This is a genomic window from Kitasatospora sp. NPDC023120, from assembly GCF_055560835.1.
In genome coordinates, this window is the sequence record NZ_JBVHHY010000084.1 from 1 (window position 1) to 4,098 (window position 4,098).

A 4,098-nucleotide genomic window follows, 5' to 3' on the forward strand; every position below is an offset into this window, starting at 1 on the left:
ACGAGCACGCGCCGCTGACGCTGGCGCAGCGGGCAAGCGGGGTGGCGGGCGATGTCCCGCTGTTCAGCTCCCTGTTCAACTACCGGCACAACACCGGCCGCGGGTCGAGGGTCGAGGGGATCAGGAGGGTGGCCGCCAGCGGGCGGACCAACTACCCGGTCACGGTCTCTGTCGACGACGACGGGGATCGCTTCGGGCTGAGCGTGGACGCGGTGGCCGAGGTCGACGGGCCGGCGGTGTGCGCGATGTTGCGCACCGCGGTGGAGGGTCTGGTCACCGCCCTGGAGGAGACGCTGGACGGCGGCTGCGACCTCCCGCTGGGCGCGGTGCAGGTGCTGACCGCCGACGAGCGGCGCCGGGTGCTGGTGGAGTGGAACGAGGCCGCGGCCGAGATGCCGGCGCAGACGCTGCCGGAGCTCTTCCAGGCACAGGCGGCGCGGACGCCGGACGTGGTCGCGGTGGTGTCCGAGGGCGCCTCGGTGTCCTACCGGGAGCTGAACGAGCGGGCGAACCGGTTGGCGCGGCTGCTGGTCCGGCGCGGGGTGGGACCGGAGAGCCTGGTGGCGGTGGCGATGGACCGCTCGGTCGAGCTGGTCGTGGCGCTGCTGGCGGTGCTGAAGGCGGGAGGCGCGTACCTGCCGGTGGATCCCGGATATCCGGCGGAGCGGATCGCCTACCTGCTGGAGGACGCCCGTCCGGTGCTGCTGGTCACTACCGGACGGGTGCGGGAGGCGCTGCCCGCCCACGGGGCGGCCGAGATCGCGCTGGATGCGGCCGAGACCGTCACCGAGCTGGACGCGCTGCCGTGCGGCGACCTGGCGGACGGCGAGCGCCTGGCCGTGCTGACGGCGTCGCACCCCGCGTACGTGATCTACACGTCGGGGTCGACCGGTCGGCCGAAGGGCGTGGTGGTCCCGCACGCCAGCGTGGTGGCGCTGCTGGCGGGGACGCGGGAGCGGTTCGACTTCTCGCCTGACGACGTGTGGACGTGGTTCCACTCGTTCGCGTTCGACTTCTCGGTATGGGAGCTTTGGGGCTCGCTGCTGCAGGGCGGGCGGCTGGTCGCGGTGCCGTTCGAGGTCTCCCGGACGCCGGACGCCTTCCGGGAGCTGCTGGTCCGGGAGCGGGTGACGGTGCTGAACCAGACGCCGTCCGCGTTCTACCAGCTCGCCCAGGCCGACGAGCAGGCGCCCGACGGAGCGGGTGAACTCGCCCTGCGGGTCGTGGTGTTCGGCGGCGAGGCGCTGGATCTCGGCCGACTGGACGCCTGGTACTCGCGCCACGGGGACACCGCGCCACAGCTGGTGAACATGTACGGCATCACCGAGACGACCGTGCACGTCAGCTATGCCGCCCTGACCGCGGAGACCGCCAGGGAGGTCGGCGGGGCCAGTGTGATCGGTCGCGGACTCCCCGGTGCGCGGGTGCTGGTGCTGGACACGGCGCTGCAGCCGGTGCCGGTGGACGTGGCCGGTGAGGTCTACGTGTCCGGCGTGCAGCTGGCGCGCGGATACCTGAACAGGCCCGGTCTGACGGCGGAGCGGTTCGTGGCGAACCCCTTCGAGGCCGAGGGCGCGCGCATGTACCGCACGGGCGACCTGGCCCGCTGGAACTCCGAGGGCCGACTGGAGTACCTCGGGCGCGCGGACGACCAGGTGAAGATCCGGGGGTTCCGGATCGAACTGGGCGAGGTGGAGGCGGCGCTGGCCGCGCTTCCGGCCGTCGAGCAGGCGGCGGTGGTCGTGCACGAGGCGGCGCAGGGTGACAAGCGCCTCGTCGCCTACGCGGTCGGCGCCTCGCTGGACGCCGCCGCGGTACGTGAGCAGGTGGCGCGCGTGCTCCCGGAGTACATGGTCCCGGCCGCCCTCATGGTGCTGGACGCGCTGCCGCTGACGGTGAACGGGAAGCTGGACCGCCGGGCACTGCCCGCGCCCGAGTACACGGTGGGGGCCGGCCGCGAGCCGGCCACCCCACAGGAGAGGGCACTCTGCGAGGCGTTCGCCGAGGTCCTGGACCTGGAGAAGGTGGGCGTCGAGGACGACTTCTTCGCCCTGGGCGGCCACTCGCTGCTCGCCGTCCGCCTGATCGGCCGCATCCGTGTCGCGCTGGGCGTGGAGCTGACCCTGCGGGTGCTGCTGGACGCACCAACCGTCGCCGGACTGGCAGGCCGGCTCACCACGCAGAAGCCCGCGAGGACCGCGCCGCGGCCGATGCGCCGCCGGGAGGAGTCCTGATGTATCCGTTGTCATTCGCACAGCAGAGACTGTGGTTCGTCGAGCAGCTCGAAGGCCCGAGCGCCACCTACAACAGCTCGGTCACCATGCGGCTGCCCGCCGATGTGGACCCCGTGGCACTGAACGCGGCCCTGCGGGACGTCCTGGACCGGCACGAGGTGCTGCGCACCGTGTTCGTCGAGGCCGATGGCCAGCCGTACCAGCGGATCCTCAAGCCGGACGAGCTGGTCTGGGAGCTGCGGCTCGCCGAGACTGCGCCGGCGGACCTGGCGGACGCGCTCGGCAACCGGACACGGCAGGCGTTCGACCTGTCGGCGGAGGTTCCGATCCGGGCGACGCTGTTCTCGGCGGGGGCGGACCGGGTACTGCTCCTGGTGCTCCACCACATCGCCTGGGACGGCTGGTCGAAAGCCCCTCTGACCCGGGACCTCTCCACCGCCTACGCGGCACGCCAGCAGGGCCGGGCACCCGAGTGGGATCCGCTACCGATCCAGTACGCGGACTACGCCCTCTGGCAGCGCGAGATGATCGAGGAGGAGCACGACCCGCACAGCCTGATATCCCAACAGATCGCCTACTGGCGCGACGCGCTGGCCGGCATCCCGGAGCAGCTCGAGCTGCCCTTCGACCACCCGCGTCCGGCGGCTGCCAGCCACCGCGGGTACTCGTCCGGGTTCGGCGCGCCGGCCGAGGTGCACGCCCGGCTGGTGGAGCTGGCCCGGGCCGAGGGCGCGACGCTGTTCATGGTGCTGCAGGCCGCGCTCGCGGTGCTCTTCTCGCGGCTGGGCGCGGGCACCGACATCCCCCTCGGGGTGTCGGTGGCCGGGCGTGGCGACGAGGCGCTGAACGACCTGGTCGGCTTCTTCGTCAACACCCTGGTCATCCGCAGCGACCTGTCCGGCGATCCGACGTTCCGCGAGGTGCTCGCGCGCGTCCGTGAGGCAGGTCTCGCGGCCTTCGAGAACCAGGACGTGCCGTTCGAGAAGCTGGTGGAGGAGCTGGCCCCTACCCGCTCGCTGGCCCGCAATCCGCTGCACCAGGTGCTGCTCATCATGCAGAACAACGCCCGCCGGGTAGTGGATCCGGCGGACGGGCAGGCAGTAGGCGCCCTGACGGCGGCGTCGAAGGCCAAGAGCACGATGTCGAAGTTCGACATCGACCTCTCGGTCGAGGAGGCGTTCGATCCCGAAAGGCGCCCGGCCGGCCTCTACTGGGCGGTGACCGCGGCCGCGGACCTGTTCGAGCCGGAGTCGGTCGAGCGGATCGCCGAGTACTGGGCGCGGGTCCTGGCGGCCGTGGCGGACGACCCCGACCTGCCGCTCAGCGCGGTCGAGGTGGTGACTGCGGATGAGCGGCGGCGGGTGGTGGTGGAGTGGAACGACACGGCGGTTGAGGTGCCGGCGGGGACGTTGCCGGGCTTGTTCGAGGCGCGGGTGGCTGTTTCGCCGGATGCGGTGGCGGTGGTGTTCGAGGGCGCTGAGGTGTCGTACGGGGAGTTGGACGCTCGGGTAAATCGGTTGGCGCGGTTGTTGGTGGATCGTGGTGTGGGGCCGGAGTGCGTGGTGCCGGTCGTCATGGAGCGGTCGGTGGAGATGGTGGTGGCGCTGCTGGGTGTGCTGAAGGCGGGTGGCGCGTATCTGCCGGTGGACCCGGAGCTGCCGGCGGAGCGGGTGGAGTACCTGCTGTCGGCGGCGGGGGCGCCGGTCGTGGTGACGCGGGAGCTAGTCGAGGAGTCCGCCGGTCATAATGAGTTGACTGAGCGTCAGTGTGTGGTGCCGGGGCATCCGGCGTATGTGATCTTCACGTCGGGGTCGACGGGTCGGCCGAAGGGTGTGGTGGTTCCGCACGCGGGGATCGTGAACCG

General features: G+C 71.9%; 2 protein-coding genes. Both read left to right on the plus strand.

Translation table 11 applies throughout. The features are described 5' to 3' along the window. Positions 1-2,234 (plus strand): non-ribosomal peptide synthetase (locus tag ACZ3TI_RS40685; RefSeq protein WP_465735585.1); only part of this gene is annotated, 2,234 nt, incomplete at its 5' end. Next, positions 2,234-4,098: condensation domain-containing protein (locus tag ACZ3TI_RS40690; RefSeq protein WP_465735587.1), on the plus strand; the 1,865-nt coding region annotated here is incomplete at its 3' end. The genes ACZ3TI_RS40685 and ACZ3TI_RS40690, both read left to right, overlap by 1 nt.